15 protein-coding genes, 1 tRNA gene and 1 pseudogene are annotated in these 18,670 nt (G+C 51.5%); 10 read left to right on the forward strand and 7 right to left on the reverse strand.

Going from position 1 to position 18,670, the window contains the following annotated elements; genetic code table 11:
• The first annotated feature begins 97 nt into the window (after positions 1-97).
• The 8 genes from WNY38_RS00535 (at position 98) to WNY38_RS00570 (ending at position 9,022) form a co-directional block, all read left to right on the forward strand.
• Positions 98-847, forward strand: a complete 750-nt coding sequence (locus WNY38_RS00535) for a cytochrome c biogenesis protein CcdA (RefSeq protein WP_342855364.1) — start codon at positions 98-100, stop codon at positions 845-847.
• A 134-nt stretch (positions 848-981) separates the two neighbouring features.
• Positions 982-2,226 carry a hypothetical protein gene (locus WNY38_RS00540; protein ID WP_342855365.1) on the forward strand — a complete coding sequence of 415 codons (1,245 nt, stop codon included), beginning with the start codon at positions 982-984 and terminating at the stop codon, positions 2,224-2,226.
• The gene (locus WNY38_RS00545; RefSeq protein WP_342855366.1) at positions 2,223-3,584 is read left to right on the forward strand and encodes a cytochrome P450; all 1,362 of its coding nucleotides are present in this window, start codon (positions 2,223-2,225) and stop codon (positions 3,582-3,584) included. The genes WNY38_RS00540 and WNY38_RS00545 overlap by 4 nt, the downstream gene beginning before the upstream one ends.
• A 139-nt stretch (positions 3,585-3,723) precedes the next feature.
• Positions 3,724-4,755, forward strand: coding sequence for a cysteine synthase A (locus WNY38_RS00550; protein ID WP_342855367.1), 1,032 nt, complete (start codon positions 3,724-3,726; stop codon positions 4,753-4,755).
• Complete coding sequence (locus tag WNY38_RS00555) at positions 4,755-7,199, forward strand: DUF3772 domain-containing protein (protein ID WP_342855368.1); 2,445 nt, start codon at positions 4,755-4,757, stop codon at positions 7,197-7,199. Before WNY38_RS00550 ends, WNY38_RS00555 begins: the two co-directional genes overlap by 1 nt.
• Positions 7,196-7,912 (forward strand): alanyl-tRNA editing protein, encoded by a 717-nt coding sequence (locus WNY38_RS00560; protein WP_342855369.1) that lies wholly within the window; start codon positions 7,196-7,198, stop codon positions 7,910-7,912. Before WNY38_RS00555 ends, WNY38_RS00560 begins: the two co-directional genes overlap by 4 nt.
• Before the next feature lie 112 nt (positions 7,913-8,024).
• Positions 8,025-8,114 (forward strand) — tRNA-Ser (locus tag WNY38_RS00565).
• Between the two features lie 458 nt (positions 8,115-8,572).
• On the forward strand, positions 8,573-9,022 hold the full coding sequence (locus tag WNY38_RS00570) for a hypothetical protein (protein WP_342855370.1): 450 nt from the start codon (positions 8,573-8,575) through the stop codon (positions 9,020-9,022).
• A 31-nt stretch (positions 9,023-9,053) separates the two neighbouring features.
• Here WNY38_RS00570 and WNY38_RS00575 read toward each other — a convergent pair whose 3' ends face one another.
• The 7 genes and pseudogenes from WNY38_RS00575 to WNY38_RS00605 form a co-directional block, all read right to left on the reverse strand.
• Positions 9,054-9,500 carry a recombinase family protein gene (locus WNY38_RS00575; RefSeq protein ID WP_342855371.1) on the reverse strand — a complete coding sequence of 149 codons (447 nt, stop codon included), beginning with the start codon at positions 9,498-9,500 and terminating at the stop codon, positions 9,054-9,056.
• Positions 9,501-9,761: a hypothetical protein gene (locus WNY38_RS00580; protein WP_342855372.1), complete on the reverse strand. Its 261-nt coding sequence runs from the start codon at positions 9,759-9,761 to the stop codon at positions 9,501-9,503.
• Positions 9,762-10,298: 537 nt separating this feature from the next.
• Positions 10,299-10,943 (reverse strand): DsbA family oxidoreductase, encoded by a 645-nt coding sequence (locus WNY38_RS00585; RefSeq protein WP_342855373.1) that lies wholly within the window; start codon positions 10,941-10,943, stop codon positions 10,299-10,301.
• 209 nt (positions 10,944-11,152) lie between these two features.
• Positions 11,153-11,263 (reverse strand): annotated as a pseudogene (locus tag WNY38_RS00590) (IS3 family transposase); the annotation flags it as partial.
• Between the two features lie 253 nt (positions 11,264-11,516).
• On the reverse strand, positions 11,517-11,996 hold the full coding sequence (locus WNY38_RS00595; protein WP_342855374.1) for a response regulator: 480 nt from the start codon (positions 11,994-11,996) through the stop codon (positions 11,517-11,519).
• On the reverse strand, positions 11,993-13,738 hold the full coding sequence (locus WNY38_RS00600) for a CHASE domain-containing protein (RefSeq protein WP_342855375.1): 1,746 nt from the start codon (positions 13,736-13,738) through the stop codon (positions 11,993-11,995). Before WNY38_RS00600 ends, WNY38_RS00595 begins: the two co-directional genes overlap by 4 nt.
• 101 nt (positions 13,739-13,839) lie before the next feature.
• Positions 13,840-14,514 (reverse strand): response regulator, encoded by a 675-nt coding sequence (locus tag WNY38_RS00605; RefSeq protein ID WP_342855376.1) that lies wholly within the window; start codon positions 14,512-14,514, stop codon positions 13,840-13,842.
• Positions 14,515-14,714: 200 nt separating this feature from the next.
• On the opposite strand from WNY38_RS00605, the gene WNY38_RS00610 reads away from it, so the two are divergent.
• Positions 14,715-15,422: a HAMP domain-containing sensor histidine kinase gene (locus WNY38_RS00610; RefSeq protein WP_342855377.1), complete on the forward strand. Its 708-nt coding sequence runs from the start codon at positions 14,715-14,717 to the stop codon at positions 15,420-15,422.
• 430 nt (positions 15,423-15,852) lie between these two features.
• A complete protein-coding gene (locus tag WNY38_RS00615) occupies positions 15,853-18,657 on the forward strand; it encodes a glutamine-synthetase adenylyltransferase (protein WP_342855378.1) in 2,805 nt (934 codons plus the stop codon).
• Positions 18,658-18,670 lie beyond the last annotated feature (13 nt).

Consider the following 18,670-nt stretch of genomic DNA (forward strand, 5'->3'; position numbering starts at 1 on the left):
CTGTTTTAGACGATTGTTACGGTGGACCACATGAAAGTGACCTTGCAGCGATCACGCGCGGCTTTTCTTCGACTTGCCGCTGTGGCATCAGTAAATCATGTTTGGAATCGACCTCTTTGACGCGGGCCTTTTACCTGCGATGTTCGTGGCCTTGGCCGCAGGTATTGCATCTTTTGTAAGCCCTTGCGTCTTGCCGATTGTGCCGCCCTATCTGGCCTATATGTCGGGTATTTCCATGGGGGAGCTGACGGACGAACATGCGCCGCGCAAAGCCATCGTGCCTGCATTGATGTTCGTTTTGGGCCTGTCGACGGTGTTCTTGTTTCTGGGGTTCACGGCGTCCTTTCTGGGCAGCTTTTTCTTGCAAAATCAGGTGCTTTTAAGTCGCATTTCAGGTGGTGTGATTATCATCTTGGGGCTGCATTTCCTGTCTGTGTTTCGCATTTCCATTTTGGACCGCGAAGCACGGCTAGATGCGGGCGACCAAGGGGGATCGTCCTTTGGCGCATATGTTTTGGGGCTGGCCTTTGCTTTTGGCTGGACGCCCTGTATTGGGCCGCAGCTTGGCGCGATCTTGTCGATTGCTGCGACCGAAGGGTCTGTGACGCGCGGCACTGCTTTATTGGGTGTTTATGCCATCGGGCTTGGGGTGCCGTTCTTGCTGTCCGCTATTTTCATCACCCGTGCGATGTCAGTGATGAACCGCTTGAAGCGCCACATGGGTCTGATCGAAAAGATCATGGGCGGATTGTTGGTCTTTGTCGGCGTGATGCTTTTGACCGGCGCGTTTTCACGGTTAAGCTATTGGTTGTTGGAAACATTCCCAGCTTTGAGCGCTTTGGGCTAAAACGCCGCTGATCCAAAGCCTTAGACGACATAGATCGTGTCATTCTGGCGCGCGCTGGGGGTGCGGTGAAAATGGTAATTCAGGTTTAACGCGAAACGCTTTAATATGCTGGCAAGGCATGACTATAGTGGCGCATGACGCAGATGAATTCAGCAGACAATGATCCGGTAAAACGGCGGCGGGTGTTTTATATACCCGGTTATGATCCTATTCCACCACGGCGCTACCGCGAATTGTATCGCAAAGAGGGCGCCAAACAGTCCGAGATTTCAGATTATGATTTGACGCTGAAGCCCAAATCAGGCGCGCGCTTTGGCTGGTCTGTGGATGCGCAGATTGATGGGGTCGAGACCCATAGCGAAATCGATGTGCTGGTCTGGTCCGACATTGTGCAATCGAGCATGGATGCAGGGATTTTTCAGACCTACTGGATTTTGATCCGCACCGCTTGGATTTACATTTCAACGGGCGCTTTGGGCGCGTTGATGAAGTTGCGACGCGGGCCTGTTTTGGCGGCCTTGTACCCCGTTTTGATTTTGCTGGTGCAGCTGTTGATCGCGCTCGGGCTGGGGTGGGGGCTGTTTGCACTGCTGTCAGGCTTGAGCGATGGGATTTTGATCCAAGCGGGGGCGACGATTGCCTCTGCCGCTTTGATCTACGGGGTCTTGCGGTGGTTTAAACGCAAAGACGGCAAGTTTTTCGCCTATTATCTCATGCATGACTACGGCTATTCCGCGCGCTGGCGCGGGGCCGAGCCACCTGAATTGATCGCGCGCTTGAAAGAATTCCAAGATGATATTGCCGAGGCTTTAACCCAAGACTGGGACGAGGTTTTGATCGTCGGGCATTCGTCCGGCGCGCATTTGGGTGTGAGCGTTTTGGCCGACCTGATCCGCGCGGGCCAAGTGCCTGAACGCGACACAGGTTACGCACCGAAACTGTCGTTTTTGACATTGGGTCAGGTGGTGCCCATGGTCAGCTTTCTGCCAGAGGCAAAAATTTTGCGCCGCGATTTGGCCTATTTATGTGCCCGTGACGAGCTGTTTTGGCTTGATGTGACGGCCCCTGGTGATCCGTGCTCATTCGCGTTGTGCGATCCGATCAAAGTCACGGGTGTCGCTCCCGATGATCAAAAATGGCCCTTGGTGATCTCAGCCGTCTTTACCCAAGCGCTATCGCCAGAGCTTTGGGGCACACTTAAACGCAGGTTCTTTCGACTGCATTTTCAGTATCTGTGCGCTTTTGACCGCCCGCTGAGCTATGATTATTTTAAAATCACCGCTGGCCCGCAAACCTTGGCCGAGCGGTTCCAAGATCACGTGCCGACGCCAAGTCGGATTGATACGCCAGCCAATACATACACCGAGATGGCGCTATGATCCCGCCAAAGCCCACCGCGCGGCCCGACAAAACAACTTTGCGCAACTATGTGAAATTGTTTCGCAAAGATATTTTGTCAGCGCAGCCTGCCAAACTGTACCGCGCGTGGATGGCTGAATTTCGCACGCCGTTTTTTCGGTCCTATTTGGTCAATCAACCGAGCTTGATCAAACGGGTTCTGAATGAACGGCCAATGGATTTTCCGAAATCTGCACGGATTGCCGAAGGGTTGAAGCCGCTTTTGGGCGAAGGATCGGTATTTTTAACCAATGGCGCGGCGTGGAAACGGCAAAGGCGTATCATTGATCCCGCGTTTGAAGGTGGGCGATTGCGCGATACCTTTGACGCGATGGTGGCCTCGGCGCAGTCTGCGGTTGCGCGACTTGAGACCGAGCAAGGCCCGATTGATATTGAACCACACACATCGCATGCCGCAGCGGATGTGATTTTTCGCACTCTGTTCTCAATCCCGATTGAACATGAGATCGCGCGCGATGTTTTTTCCCAGTTCCAAGATCACCAACGCGAACAACCGATTTTGAACATCGCGGCCTTTATCCCATTGCCGCGCTGGATGCCGCGCTTTCACCGCAAACGCACCAAAGACACCGCCAAAACCATTCGGGCATTGATCCGGACCTTGACGGAAAACCGCATGGCGGAAATCAAATCGGGCACAGCACCAAACGATTTGGCGACCAAGATTATGACCACGGCTGACCCTGAAACGGGGCAGACTTTTACGGCTGAGGAAATGGTCGATCAGGTGGCGATTTTCTTTTTGGCGGGGCATGAGACATCGGCGTCTGCATTGGCTTGGGCGCTGTGGTTGATCGCGGCCAATCCTGAGGTGCAAGACAAAGTCGCCGCAGAAGGGCTGGCCTTTGGCACAGATCCCGCGTTTTCTGACCTGTCAAAGCTGCGCTATACCAAGGATGTGTTTCGCGAGACCCTGCGGCTGTATCCGCCTGTGCCGATGATGGTGCGCGAGACCACGTGTCCTGAGCGGTTTCGCGAACGCGATGTGCCTGTGGGCAGCCAAATCGTGTTGTCGCCTTGGCATGTGCAGCGTCACGAGCGGTTTTGGGATGATCCCGATGCTTTTGATCCCGACAGGTTTAAAACCGACAATGGCAAACAGTGTTTGCGCGATGCCTTTATCCCGTTTTCGTCTGGGCCGCGTGTGTGCACAGGGGCGGGTTTTGCCATGGTCGAGGGGCCACTGTTGTTGGCGATGATTGTCGGCGCTTATAAGATCAAGATCGTCGCAGATAAAACGCCCGTGCCTGTGGCGCATTTGACGGTGCGCTCTAGCGAAGGGATTTGGCTGGACCTTGAAAAACGCGACAAAGCATAAAACCGACTGCGAGGCGGTTCTGTTCTTGCTGGTGTTGAATTGGCAAAACAGTTTCCTTGAATGACTGCGAATGACTTGAGTGTAGCGAACCTTCGTTCTACATATTCCAAGACGACTTATTATAAAGGAGCGCCCTGATATGCGCGTGAACCAAGATCTCATCGACACAATCGGCAACACGCCATTGATCCGTCTCAAAGGCCCATCCGAGGCTACGGGATGTGAGATTTTGGGCAAGGCTGAGTTCATGAACCCTGGCCAATCCGTGAAAGATCGCGCGGCGCTTTACATCATCAAAGACGCTGTCGCCAAAGGGCTGTTGAAACCTGGTGGCACGATTGTCGAGGGCACGGCTGGCAACACAGGCATCGGTCTGGCGCTTGTGGGCTCTGCATTGGGCTTTCGCACGGTGATCGTGATCCCCGAGACCCAAAGCCAAGAGAAAAAAGACATGCTGCGTTTGGCGGGTGCTGAACTGGTGCAGGTTGCGGCCGCGCCTTATAAAAACCCGAACAACTATGTGCGCTACTCTGGGCGTCTGGCGGAACAACTGGCGCGGGAAACCAACGAGGGCGTGATCTGGGCCAACCAATTCGACAATATCGCCAACCGCCAAGCCCATATTGAAACAACTGGCCCTGAGATTTGGGACCAAACAGACGGCAAAGTCGACGGCTTTATCTGTGCTGTTGGCTCTGGAGGCACCATGGCGGGCGTTGGCATGGCCTTGCAGCCCAAGGGCGTGAAAATCGGTTTGGCCGATCCAATGGGTGCTGCTTTGCACAGCTATTACACCACCGGTGAGCTGAAATCGGAAGGCGGTTCGATAACGGAAGGCATCGGGCAGGGGCGTATCACCGCCAACTTGGAAGGCTTTACACCTGATTTTTCTTATCAGGTGCCTGATGAGGAAGCCTTGCCTGTTGTCTTTGATCTATTGGAACACGAGGGCCTGTGCCTAGGCGGATCATCTGGCGTCAATGTCGCCGGTGCAATGAAAATGGCCCGCGAAATGGGCCCCGGCCACACAATCGTAACCATTTTGTGTGACTACGGTACGCGTTACCAATCTAAGTTATTCAACCCAGAATTCTTGAAAGAAAAAGGTTTGCCTGTGCCCAAATGGCTTGATCGTGGTCCGCGCGCTTTGCCTGACGTTTACGAGGGCTAATGCGCACTCTGGTTTGCCGGTTTTTAATCGTTGTAACGCTGTGCCTGCCGCTCGCGCTGTGGGCACAAGACACAAGCACGCCAAATTATTCTGACTGGGATAGCTTCGCAAGCAACGTTGAAAGCGTGTTGCGAGATGGCGCGCCAGATGACGCTGACCTTGAGGACACACGTGCCACACTGGTGGCTTGGCGCGGAGCGTTTTTAGATGCTCAATCCGCCAATGCTGCGCGCATAGAAACCCTGCAAGCTCAGACCAAATCGCTGGGCGCAGCCCCCGAAGAAGGGGGATCTGAACCCAATGATGTCACTGTGCGGCGTGCCGAATTGGCCAAACAACTTGAGACCGCGACGGCCCCTGTGCGCCAAGCCGAAGAATCTTTTACCCGTGCCGATGGGCTGATTGGCGAAATTGACAGCATCATTATTTCGCGTCAAACTGATGCATTGATGGAGCTTGGCCCCACGCCGCTCAACCCCGTCATTTGGCCGCAAGCGATTAAAGATATTTCTGACACGGCGCTCAATGCTTGGAGCGTCGCGTATGACAATTTGCGCAAACCTTCGCTGCAAGCCACATTGAAAGCCAATGGGGCGGGTATTGTGTTCTTGGCAGTCTTGGCCGTGTTTTTATTGCTGCGCGGGCGCAAATATACTGAGCTGGTGTCTCAAAAAGTCCAAGGCTTTGTGAGCGGGCAAGCGGGGCGGGGCGTGTCCGGTTTTGTCGGATCTTTGGGACAAGTGATTGTGCCCGTGGTTGGGCTGCTCGCCTTGGCGCAAGCCGCTAAAATCACAGGCATTTTGGGCGAACGCGGTCAAGCGGTTTCCCAAGCCTTACCCGCAATCGGTTTTGCCTATTTCGCGGCCAGATGGCTGTCCTCGCGCGTGCTTTATGAAACTGAAACCGCCCAAGACGCCTTTGATCTAAGTGCTGCGCAACAGCGAGAAGCCTCGGGGCATTTCACGCTGATGGCGTTAATGTTAGCACTCAATGCCTTGCTGGCCGATTTGGCACAAATTGACAGCTACAGTTCCGAGACTTTGAATGTTTTGCGCTTTCCCTTAGTGGTTTTGACCGCACTGTCGTTGTTCCGCTTGGCGCAGATTTTGGTGTCAGCAGATCGCATCCAAGAAGCCATGATGGGCCCTATGGAAGCGGGCAATTCTTCGGGTGGCTTTGTCGCGTTGATGACGCGGTCTGTCGCGAAAATTCTGCGCCCTGCAGCGTTGATTGCCATTCTTCTGGGGGCGATTGGCTATATGCCGGCGGCCATTGGGATCGTCTACCCTTCGGTGTTGTCGCTGGCGCTGCTGAGTGGCCTTTTGGTCGGCTCGCGGTTTGTGTCTGACCTCTATTGCACCATCGTGCGGCGCGACCCTGAAGATGCGGATGGCTTGGTGCCGGTACTGATCTCTATTGGGTTGTTTGCAGGTGCCGTGCCTTTGTTTGCCTTGATTTGGGGGATGCGGCCCGATCAGCTTTGGGAAATTTGGTCCCTGATGCAGCAGGGAATTCCCTTGGGTGACGCAAAGCTGTCGATCCCTGATGTGCTTACTGTTTTGATTGTTTTCGCCATCGGGTTTGGTCTCACAAAGCTTCTTAAGGCGGCCTTGGGATCGACGATCCTGCCCAAAACCAGACTGGATCGCGGCGGGCAGCAGGCGGTTGTCTCTGGCACCGGTTATGTTGGGGTGTTCTTGTCGGCCGTTGTGGCGATCATGGCGGCTGGGATTGATTTGTCTGCGCTGGCGCTTGTGGCAGGGGCGCTGTCGGTTGGTATCGGTTTTGGTTTGCAAAATATCGTGCAAAACTTTGTGTCCGGCATCATCTTGTTGATTGAGCGCCCTGTGTCCAAAGGCGATTGGATCGAAGTTGGCGGCCAAATGGGCTTTGTGCGCGATATCTCTGTGCGCTCGACGCGGATCGAGACCTTCGATCGTACTGATGTGATCGTGCCAAATGCCGATCTGATTTCCAACGCAGTCACAAACTACACACGTGGCAATTCTTTAGGACGTGTGACCCTTAAAATTGGCGTCGCCTACGGCACTGATACGCGCCGTGTTGAAACCATTCTGCACGAGATCATCGAGGCGCAATCTGGCATCGCCTCGGGCCTGTCGCCACAAGTTTTGTTTATGGGGTTTGGTGCAGATTCACTGGATTTCGAAGTGCGCGCGATTTTGTCGGATGTGACGACAATTTTGAAAGTCACCAGCGACGTCAATCACGAGATCGCCAGCCGTTTCATTGCAGAAAACATCGAAATCCCGTTTGCGCAACGCGATATCTGGCTGCGCAATCCGGAAGCCTTGCACGGTCGTCCGCCTGACAGCGCCACAACACTTCATACTAATACCAATATCAATACTGAGTTCGAGCCCGTCGCGCAGGATCAGGATACTGACATCGAAGGTTCTCTGTCCGAGGGAGATACTGCGTGACCATAGCCTTGTTTCGCGATGATGCTTACGTGCAAGATGGTCAAGCGACCGTTAGCGCACTTACGCCCGAAGGCGGCATCGTTTTAGACGCCACAGTGTTTTATCCCACTGGTGGTGGACAGCCGGGCGATAGTGGACGGCTTGAATGGACCGGCGGGGCGTTGAACATTGCCACGACCATCAAAGGCAGCGACCAAGACATCATTTTGGTGCCTGCCGAGCCAGCGCCTTTGCCCCCTGTTGGTGTACAGGTCACGCAGAGACTTGATTGGGTGCGGCGTCATCGGCATATGCGGGTTCATACAGCTTTGCATCTCTTATCCGTCGTGATCCCTCTGCCCGTGACTGGCGGGTCTATCAGTGCTGAAAAAGGCCGACTTGATTTCGCGATGGATGAGCCGCCCGCGGACAAGGACGCGCTTGAAGAGGCCCTGAACGCTTTGATCGAACAAGATCTGCAGGTCACCGATATGTGGATCACCGACGCCGAGCTTTTGGCAGATCCCTCCATAGTGAAAACCATGTCTGTGATGCCGCCAACGGGGCAGGGGCATGTGCGACTGGTGCGTATCGGGGATGCACTCAAACAGGTTGATTTGCAGCCTTGCGGCGGCACCCATGTGGCGCGCACCTCGGAAATCGGACGCATTCGCATTGGCAAGATCGAGAAAAAAGGCCGCATGAACCGACGTGTCGCCATTCACCTTGATTGACCTGTGAAATTACAAGCGTTTACAATAGCTTAAATCATTTTTACAAAAAGCATCATTTAATAGGGAAAGGGGCTTGCCCCCCCCCGCGTGGTCGGTTAGAAATCGCGCCAACGGACAGGTGGCCGAGTGGTCGAAGGCGCACGCCTGGAAAGTGTGTAGGCGGGAGACCGTCTCCAGGGTTCGAATCCCTGTCTGTCCGCCATTTTACTATTTTGGCCCGAAATCCCCGCTAACACCTTGAACAGCAAGGTGGTTTTGGGGTTCGAAGTCCGGTATTCCGAGCATAGGAAATGCGGTCTGCAAAAGCCAGTCTCAGCACTGTTTGTTGCAAGAACACATTCGCGCTCCATCTTTTCCACTCGTTTTTCATAGGCTGAGATGATCGTTAGGCTGTCAGAGGCAACGATGCGGTCCAGCAGGCCTTCGATTTTCTTATCCAATTGATTGCGTTCAGCGCAGAGCACGCGTTTGTCGGCCTCGATTTGTGTGGCCCGCTGCCCCCAAGCGTCTTTGAACATAGCCTTCGCCATGCCAAACGTCACCTCCGACGGCGTAAGCGCGTGCAGGAGCGTGTTGAAATCGCCCTCAAGCACATCACGGCGGATGGATTTGCGGTAGCTTGTGCAGCCCTTTGAGTGGCACAGGTAGTAAGGGTGTTTTTTGCCCGATTTGCTTGTAGACCAGCAAGCCGTCAAAGGCGCGTTGCAATCGTCGCAGCAGACAAACCCGCGCAAGGGGAAGTCGGCGCTGATGTCTTTGCGGGCTGGGGCGCGTGCGCCGTCTTTTATGCGTTTTCGGATCAGCTCGAAGGTTCCCAAGGAAATCAGGCCCTCGTGGTGGCCTTTGCGCAGCGACACGTCCCATTCGGGGATTTCGATGGAGCCTGCAAAATGCATGCGCGTCAGCAAGCGGATCACCCGTTCAAAACGGATTGTGCCGTCGGCAAAATCTTTCGGGAAAATGGGCTTGGATTCCAAGAACCGTTTCACCTCGGCTTGGGTCTCAAACTGCCCCGTGGCGAAGCCTTCCAAGGCCTCTTGGATGATGGACGCCATCGGTTCGTCACGCACCAGCATGTTGCCATGCCCCGCAAACCGTTCGTATTTATAGCCAATCGGCGCGCGAAACACCCAATAGCCATTCAGCGCACGGCCTCGCATAAGATTTTTGGTTTGCTCGCCGTTTTTCTGGCGCTGGTGTTGAGAGACAGAAGCCAGCAGGTTCTCGACCAAAATGCTGTCACTGTCTTCACCAAACTCAATCGACGGGCTTTCCAGCTTGCCCCTGCTTCGGCCAGCAAAGCTCGCAATTGCCAATGCCCGACAACATCTCGCGCAAAGCGGTTTATGTCGTCGATGATAACAACGCAGGTTTCCTTTTGGGCTTTCAGATAGGCCAGCAAGGCGATCATGGCGGGCCGATCTGCATCGCCGCCCGATTTATTGTCATTGAAGACGTCTAAAACCTCGTAGCCCTTGTATCGCGCATATTCGCGGCAACGGCTTTCTTGAGAGGCCAAGCCATCGCCCTTTTTGAGCTGAGCGACGCTTGAGACGCGTGCATAAATGACGGCGTTTTGTGTTTCCATTTAAAGACTCCCTTCCTGTTGCGCGTCAGTCTTCGGTGCTGCGGCATGTTCAAAAACGGTTGTGGTGTCTGACAAGTTTAACACATCTGCGGTGGGCATTTCCGCCAAAGAAATGTCTTTTCCACAAGCTTGCTGGACGGGATGAATACCAAACCCCAGATCAACAAAACTGACCATGATGGACCACAGCGCCTCAATCATTTCGCGCTTTTGGTCTTCCGAAATGTCCTCATCCTCAAAGAACGGCAGATATTCGGGCAAGATCGAAACTACGTCTTAGGCGATGACGAACTGAATCTCATTGGGGACCGCGATAAGCTGACGCGGTCCTTGGTGAATGTCTTAGTTAAGGACAGGCTTGAGCGTTTTTGCCTATGCCTTATTTTTTAGTGAAGGTCTGTTTCTATCAGCTGTAGCTCACTGCGATTCAGGTCCTGTGCCAAAACGTCATAGACTCTACGAATCCGACTTCTCGTTAAAAAGTCACGATGCGCGACAAGCCAGATTGGAAACACAAGCGGTTCGAGATTAGGCAGGACACGGCGCACGGCTGGGTCCGTATAGCCGATAGGTTGCCCGTTCCTGTCGCGGAACGATTGGGCTTGGCCTTTTGAAAGGAAAACCATGTCACAAGACACTCAAAAATTAACTAAACCTGAAAGACGCGCGCATCGCAGGCGCCCTTTATCTCTCAATCGCCATCACAAGCATGCTCTATCAAATGTTTCAAAGCCCATGCGCTTGGCATCTTCGTTTGGCAGTTGTTCTTTGGTGCACATTTGCTGGCTCTAGGACGGATTAGCCTGTCATCTTGGCCAATTGCGACAGAATGCTGGTGTAATTGTCTACGCCTTGCGCACCAGTAACGAGATGCTTGCGGTCAAACACAACGGCAGGCACACCAGTAATGCCCTGTTGTTGCCAAAATTGCTCGGCGCTGCGCACATCATTAGCAAAGCGCTGATCATCAAGCACGGCGGCGGCTTGGTCACGGTCCAGTCCGATTTCGGCGGCAACCTCAGCCAGAACCGCATTGTCAGACAAGTTGCGTTGATCCGTGAAATGAGCCGTAAAGAGCGCCATTTTGAGATCATGTTTGCGCCCGAGCATATCTGCCCAGTGGAGCAGCTGATGGGTGTTGAAAGTGTTGTGCATACGAGAGTCTTTGGTCCATTCGAAATCGAAGCCAAGATCGTCTGCCAGCGCTTTCATGTGCTGGCGCGATTGTTCAGATTGCTCAGGCGTGCTGCCGTATTTTTCTGCGACATGTTCGCGTGTGTTTTGGCCTTCTGGCGGCATGTTCGGGTTCAATTCAAACGGATGCCAATGAATTTCGTGATCCGTACCAGCCGCGTTCAGCGCTTGGGACAGCTGACGATAGCCGATGATGCACCACGGGCACATCACGTCTGACACGATATCGATACGCAAAGGATTGCTCATTTTACTACACTCCAGTCGCGACAAGTGACATGACGGTCGCCGTCAAGCCCAGGCCGTAGATATTTGAGTTTAAACAACATGAAAACTTTGTTTTTCACTACACATTTGGACAGATAGGTGTCGCGAATGCTTTTTTCCAGTGTTCGTGCCAAGATCCCTACGAGAACCAACTAGATGTGTCGCGTTTTAGTGCCGCTTCAAGGGCTCGTTTAAGCCACCTTCCGTTCGAAAGCGACAGGGCTTTTCCAGCCCAATGTTGAGTGGTGCCGTGGCGGATTGTAGAAGCCATTGATGTATTTGAAGATGGCCATCTTAGCCTGCGCTGTGTGTTCTATGTATCCCGCCAGCCTTGCGCAGGGCCCTAGGGGCAAATATTTAACCTTTTGCCGCCAACTTGTTTGTTGCCTCTCTTTGCAACAATTAAATATCCTTTGAGGTTCGATGGTCGAAGGTGAGCGAAAAAGTCTATAATTCAAAACCTTAAAGCCGTCACTTCGCGCGTATTCTATGGAAAACTCTATTGAGTGTGGGTATAGATTTTTGACCTCAGCGCTATTGTGTTCCGTTGTATACTTAAGGCGCCCCAATTATGTCGTGGACAGGTTTTTCCGGATATTTACATAAAGTCCAAAAGTGGTTGAGAGCGGTCAAAGCCTCAAGCATTTGATCCTTTTTGACAGGCTTAACAATATATCCAGCGACGTTAAATTCATGTGCGTTGCAAATGTCATCGGGGTGATCTGAGGTCGTCAGAACAAACACGGATACGTTTGAGAACTGCCTATCATCACGAAATTTTGCCAAGAGTTCGAGACCGCCCATACGTGGCATGTTGAGGTCCAACAGCACAATGAAATGTGACGGCCCCTTTTCCAAATTAGAGTCTTGTCGCAAGAGGTCCAAGGCCTCAATCCCATCTCGTGCACGACGTAAGCGATTGGATATGCGCAGCTGTGAAAAGCTGCGACTGATTTTTTCAAAATCGAGATCATTGTCGTCAACAACTAAAAATTCAGGAGTACCTTGATGTGAGATATCAATCATCTGTGTCATGCTACGTCTTTCAAAATTGAGGGAGAGGTCGAAATTGGCCAGCTGAGGGTAAACTTTGTGCCTTGGTTTGGTTCGGACTCTATAGCGATTGTCCCGCCATAGAACTCGACAGTGCGTTTGACAATTGACAGACCAATTCCAGTGCTCTCGATTTGATCTTTTGGCTGCAAAGACTGAAATGGTTCAAAAATTTTTGTATGGAACATAGAATCTATCCCTGGCCCATTGTCGGAAATACTGAGGTACATCCATTCGCCCACGGTTTCAGAAGTCACGCGTATTTCTGCGTTTTTGATATCATGGTGATACTTTGCGGCGTTCCCAATCAAGTTGGACAAGACTTGATTCAACCGGGTTGAGTTGGTGCACACACATGGAAGCTCATCGTCTACAATAAGTTGGCTCTCGTTCAAAGACAGGTCATTACCGATCGTACGTACAGTTTGACCCAAGTCGACTGTTTCATTCGTTTCGACGCCAGTACCAATGCCAGAGTAAACGAGAATACCATTGATCAAATTGTCCATGCGCAGAACTTGTCGCTTCATGCGTTCAATGTTGAACTGTACTTGTGGATTGGCCGAGGGACTTGAGACATAAAGCTCCAAGTCCTCTTCTAGGTATTCGGTTAAATCACCCATGCCTCGCAATGGCGTTTTTAGGTCATGGGATGTCATATATGCAAATTTCTCCAGATCTGCGTTTGACACTTCCAGTTCATTTGCCTTGTGCTGTAATTGCTGCGTAACCAAATCGGCGAAATCCAAAGCTCTTCTGTTTGAGCGGGTCAACAACACAAACAAAATGAACAACATTCCATCAATGAAGAGCCCGCCAAAAAGGATGACGAGCGGTTCGTTGCTTGCCATGTTGTTTCGAAACTCTGGATCTGCCCAAACAAAAAAAGTCCACGTGCGACCATAAAGATTCAAGTCGATTTCTTTGGTAAATGGCTCGCCTAATTCCGGTGCTGGGTGCTCTAGAGTGTTTTCTGAGTATAAATCGCTATCTGCATCACGAACTGAAAAGTGAAGTTGCCTGTTTTCTTTACCTAAAGTTCCTGCCATCAATTTCTTAAAAACGAACGGTGCGTACACCAACCCTAGAAACTCTCTCTTATCCGTTTCGGAAGCATCGTCATAATATGGCGTATAAAATAGAAAACCAGGCGTGTTCCCTTCATCCTGCACCAAACTGATTGGGCCGGTTATTTGGGCAATACCTGTATCTTTTGCTTTTATTGCCGCTGTGAAGCGGTTGATCTCATGGGCTACATCAAGTCCAATTGCTTTTGCGTTTAAATCTTGTGGCTCAATATAGGTTATAGGCAGCTTGATGTCGCCGTCGTGAACTGGGTAAACAGCAAATTCGGACAGCGTTTGGCGCTGGTCTCGCTCATAAGCCTCAAGTTTTGCTTCGGGTACGAAGTGAATCACTCCGATTCCACTGATTCCTGGATATTTTTCATAGATGTTCAGCGTTTCAGCATAGGTCCGCCACTGATCACGAGACATATTCCCACCATGAGATTGAAGTGCAGAAACACCGCCCCATAATCCATCTTCATACTGCTTTATACGTTCAGAGACGACGCCCAAAATCTGGTCGGTTTGATGTTCAAACTGCGCATTGCTGTTACGTTTGACTTGATTGCTTGAAAAGCTCCATGCGCCGAATGTGATTGCCAATGAAACCACAACCACGACCCAATGAACAGAGTGGAGCTTACCTGAACGGGCCAAAGCAGCTCTTTCCGCTTCTGCCCCGCCAAGTGTGCTAACATTCGTCGCAGCATGTATCTGTCTTAAATAATTTTGAGGCACTATTGTTTAACTTTCAATGTCTATTTAAAGATGAAAAAACTTGGGTTGGGGTCATCCAGCATGTTTAAGATTGAATTTTCACCTGTTTCATGTTCAATCGACTGGCCACCGGAATAGGACACTTGCCCCAGTGCGCGCATCAGTAACGACACAATGCGGTCATCGCTCAGTTCTGTGCGAACCACCTCTGTGACAGCAGACATCGTACGATCATGGATGGCGTCCATTTCTTTTTGAAACACACGCGTTGCATGTTGTTCGAGCCGCTTCGCCGCGGTTTTCATCATCATTTCAATCGAAAATGCGTCCATATCGTATTTGGCAACATAGTCTTGGCAGCCACTTTTGATCGCCGTGACAGCAATTTCGTGACACACTTCACCAGTCATCATTATAGTGGTGGCGTTGGCATGTGACGGGTGTCTGCGGATAACATTTTGCGCTTCTAGACCTGTTTCGTTGGCAAGGTGGTAGTCAACAAAAATTACATCGTATGTCTTTGTATCCATTGATTTTTGCATAGTTTTGACATCTTTTGCCGTATCTATTGAGAGCTGCAAATTTGTGCGTCGGCACTGCCGTTCTATATTTTGGCAATCAAAAACTGAATCGTCGACAATTAGAATGTGTGTTTCTGTTCCTGCGTTTGAATTTCTTTGTGGTTGGAACCTGGTCGCCTTGTTAAAATTTTCCATGCGGAACTCTCCCTGATCCAACCTGAGTCTCGGTCATAGAGTTTAAAAATGTGTTAGTTTTACATTTATTTAGACGGCATTCTCGCGCGGAAACGTTACGCAATCGAAAACAGCACATGATGAGTTAGGTAAAGGAATTTGAAAACAATTCACTTTAGAACAAAAATAGAACGGACATAAGATTAGCGAGATCAAAATTAATGACGGCAGAAGAACCACGCAGTTTACAACCCAACAACCGGTTCGTGTCCAGATTGGTGCACGATCTTCGCGCATCATTGCGGGCTGTTAACACACTGCCAGATTGGATTGTTGAAGACTTGGAAACGGTGTCCAGTAGCGTGCCAAGCGATGTATACAGGCACCTTCTAGACATAAAGTCGAAAGCGGAAAGGGCAGACAGGCTGATACTCTCGGTGCGGGAATATTGTGAAATTGACACTGCGACTGAGTGTCATGTGGATTGTGACGTCATTAGTACAATCAAGATGGCAATAGAACAGTCAGCGCTGCCTGATGATTTCAAAGTGACGTTAGATTTGGTAGATCAAAAATGCAATGTGCCGCAAAAATCGCTCGTACGAGTAATATGTTTGCTGTTGGATAACGCCTGCCGTCATCATGGCAAAGACGTCGGAAACATCCATGTGACCAATAATGGAACGCATGGCGCCATTTGGGTCTGTGACGACGGGCAGGGAATTCTAGAACAATATGCCGAACAGGTTTTTGAACCTTTCACGACCTTGAAGTCTCAAGATGTTATAGAGGGCAGTGGGTTCGGCTTGGCCATAGCACGTAAATATGTGGAAGGCTGGAACGGAGTTCTCCACATAATTGAAGGTAAAAGTTTTGGTGGAACATCCATTGAAATTTCTTTGCCTGAGCAAACGCACTACACATCATAACCGATTTTGGGACGAAAACTCCAAAATTATACGAAAGCTGCCCTCGGTGTTGATCGCCGTAAAGGCCCAGATTTTGGCCATCTTTTTTTTACCATAAGACAGCTTCCTTTAAATCGCACTTGCTCGACTTTCAGTCCACTGCGTTACGACATGCCGCAAAAGCCCTAGTGGATTGATCGTCAAAGACATCAAACGGGCCAACCGCAAGCATTGTTCATCTGAAAAGACGATCAGGATTGTGCTGGACGGTCTTCGCGGCGAGGATAGTATTGCTGAGCTGAACCCCTAGTTTTCAGAGCTATTTCGAACCGCTTTACACTCTTTGGCATCCAAACTGCCTTGTCGTGCTTCTAGCGGAAGTTGTTTTGATCTTGCACAAGGTCTGGTGAACAGGGTCCTATAGACTACCCAATCACTAGGAGACTGCAACATGTCCAGCATCCCTTTTGCTAGTAGAATAACGCGGCTGCCACGTGCGTATGATCTAGATCGCGGTGCGGAAGCGATTGCGTTCGTTCCTGAATTGACCGGACAAATGCGCGATCTGATCATCGGAGCGGGAGGCAGCGCACCATATTTGCATGGGTTGCTCGGGCGTGAGGCTGCATGGATAACGCCAACGCTTAACGATCCTGAAGCGGCATTGTCGAATGAGTTGACCAGGATCGATGGATTGGGTCCCGATACACTGACCCGCACACTGAATGCAGAGCTGCGCCGCGCCAAATGTCGTGTCGCCTTGTTATCAGGCCTGTGCGATTTAGCGGGTGTGTGGTCGCTGCACGAGGTCACAGGAGCTTTGTCAGATTTGGCTGATCACGCCACACATGCGGCGTTACGTGCACATGTCGCACACGAGATCGAGCGCGGGAAATTGCCAGGACAAACCCAAGATGACGTTGAGAGCTGCGCTGGTATGGTGGCCTTGGCCATGGGCAAGCATGGGGCAGGGGAGCTTAACTACTCATCCGATATTGATCTCATTTGCCTGTTTGATGAGACCCGATTTGACCCTGTGGATCGCATGGATGCGCGTGCAGGATTTATCCGTGCCACACGCAAAGCCATGGCGTCTTTGTCTGAGCTGACGGCGGACGGCTATGTGTTTCGGACTGATTTGCGATTGCGCCCTGACCCTTCTGTGACACCTGTGTGTTTCGCTATGGATGCGGCTGAAAGGTACTATGAAAGTGTTGGGCGGACTTGGGAACGCGCGGCCTATATCAAAGCCCGCGCTGCGGCCGGCGACAAGGTGGCTGGACAACAGTTTTTGGATTCGCTGACACCCTTTGTTTGGCGAAAGCATCTCGATTTTGCAGCCATTCAAGAGACCCACGATATGCGCCTCAAAATTCGCAAACATAAGGGGCTTGGCGGGGGATTAAAGCTTGAAGGTCATAATATAAAATTGGGACTTGGAGGTATTCGAGAAATCGAGTTCTTTGCCCAAACACGGCAGTTGATCGCTGGGGGGCGCGACAAGGACCTGCGCATGCGTGGAACGTGTGATGCATTGAAAGGGTTGGCCGATAAGTCTTGGATAAAAGATGATATTTGTGATCTTTTAACTGCTGACTATACGGCCCACAGAGAGGTTGAGCATCGCTTGCAAATGCTGCGTGACCAACAAACCCATAGTTTGCCATCATCGCCTGAAGAGTTTGACCGTTTGGCGCATTTGATGGGCGTGGACACCGATGCGATGCGCCGCGATATCATGAAGCGTTGTGCGCGTGTGCATGAGGTCACCGAGGGCTTCTTTGCCCCAACTGAAATTCAAGCCCCTGAGATTGTGCAATCCGAAGAGTTGCACGCAATCACATCGCGTTGGCACAGCTATCCAGCGTTGCGTTCCACGCGCGCGCAGAAAATTTTCGAACGCATAAAGCATACTATTTTGGTCCGTCTTCAGGCTCACGATCGCCCATTGGAAGTGGCTGCAAACCTAGACGGGTTCTTGCGTGGGTTGCCTGCTGGTGTGCAGCTTTTTGCGCTCTTCGAGGCTAATCCTCAGTTGATTGATTTGATTCTCGATATCGTTGCCACAGCGCCGCATCTTGGACGGTATCTTTCACGAAACTCGGGTGTTTTAGATGCTGTCATCGGCGGTGCCTTTTTTGCGCCATGGCCAGGGCGCGCTGCCTTGCGCATTGAATTGACTGAGACTTTGGCCAAAGCTGGAGACTACGAAGAAGCCTTGGACAGCTCGCGTCGTTGGGCCAAAGAATGGCACTTTCGTATTGGCGTCCATCAGTTGAGAGGCCTTATTTCAGCAGATGAAGCCGGTCAGCAATATTGCGATTTGGCGTCTGCTTCGATTGCAGCGCTGTATGAGGTGGTGGTGGACGCCTTTGCGAAAAAGCATGGGACGCCGCCGGGACGCGGGGCCCTGATCTTGGGTATGGGATCACTTGGTGCTGGCCGCCTGACCGCCGCGTCAGATCTGGATATGATTGTGATCTATGACGCGGATAATGTTGAGTATTCAGATGGAAATCGCCCCTTGCATTCTAGGGCGTACTACGCGCGATTGACGCAGGCTATGATCACAGCGGTCACAGCACAGACCGCGCAAGGCCGACTGTACGAAGTTGATATGCGGCTGCGCCCATCTGGTAAACAAGGTCCTGTTGCCACATCTTTTGGCAGCTTTATGTCTTATCAAGAAAACGAAGCTTGGGTTTGGGAACACTTGGCCCTCACACGGGCAAGCGTTGTCGTGGGAGCGCTTGATTTGGCTGAGACTGTAGAGCAGTTTCGTATAAATCTTCTACAAGCACGTAACGATGAAGCCACTATCCGGTTTGAGACAAGTGAAATGCGCAAGCGGCTGGCAGAGGCCAAGCCGGGGTCTATGTGGGATCCTAAAAGCGGCGCCGGACGTATGATGGATATAGAACTGGTCGCCGAGGCAGCGGCTTTAATCGCAGGCTGTCCATCGCAGGACGTATATACTCAGTTGCAATCTGGACGGGATCTCGGCTGGTTCACGCAGCACGAGCATGACGTTCTGCGTTCCACCTACCAGCTCACTTGGCGTTTGCAGTCAGCCGCTCGATTGTTAACAGGGGATAGGCTTGACCCAACGACTATTGGCACAGACGGACGCGCGTTCTTGATGCAGTCTACTCAATCCGATAACATTGAGTCCTTGTCTATACAGATCGAGCAGGCGTGCGGTGAGGCTGCAGACGTGCTCGAAACTGTGCTTGCGCGTCCGACCGCTTCCCCATAAATCGCTGGCTCTT

Source organism: Pacificibacter sp. AS14 (assembly GCF_038899935.1).
Lineage (GTDB): Bacteria > Pseudomonadota > Alphaproteobacteria > Rhodobacterales > Rhodobacteraceae > Celeribacter.